The organism is Mesorhizobium sp. M7A.F.Ca.US.006.04.2.1, from assembly GCF_004022915.1.
Taxonomy (GTDB): Bacteria; Pseudomonadota; Alphaproteobacteria; order Rhizobiales; family Rhizobiaceae; genus Mesorhizobium; species Mesorhizobium ciceri.
The window spans coordinates 1-389 of the sequence record NZ_RZQA01001697.1 but is presented as its reverse complement, the minus strand read 5'-3'; the positions used below and the strand labels follow the sequence as shown (position 1 = coordinate 389).

At 70.7% G+C, this 389-nt stretch carries 1 pseudogene; it reads right to left on the bottom strand.

Annotated features, from left to right (window positions below):
* Positions 1-41 precede the first annotated feature (41 nt).
* Positions 42-389, bottom strand: a pseudogene (locus EN925_RS39470) (hypothetical protein); the annotation flags it as partial.

Here is a 389-nt window from a genome sequence, read left to right as displayed (position 1 = left end):
CGGCCGATCGGCTGTTTCGGGCAAAGCGGCGGCTTGCGCCGTCAAAACTCGCCCGCCAGACCGATGCGGGCGGCGTGGCTCTCGCCGCCGCCATAGGCATAGCCGGCGGTCACGGCGAAGGGCTCGTCGAAAAGATCGAGCCGATGCGCCAGCGAGGCGCCGAACGCCGTCTCGCCCTTGAAGTAGCCGAGATTGGTGGCCCAGCTGGTGCGGCCGGGCGCCGACGGCATCGGCGCCGTCGTCATGGCGATGGCCGCGGCGATGCCCTGACGGGCCTCGGTGCGGGTTTGCGCCAATTCACCGGTCAAGCCTCCGAGCCCGGCTTCGAGCCCGGCGAGGTCGACGCTCGATGTGGCGAGATTGCCGGCGCCGTCGCTGGTGAGCAGGTA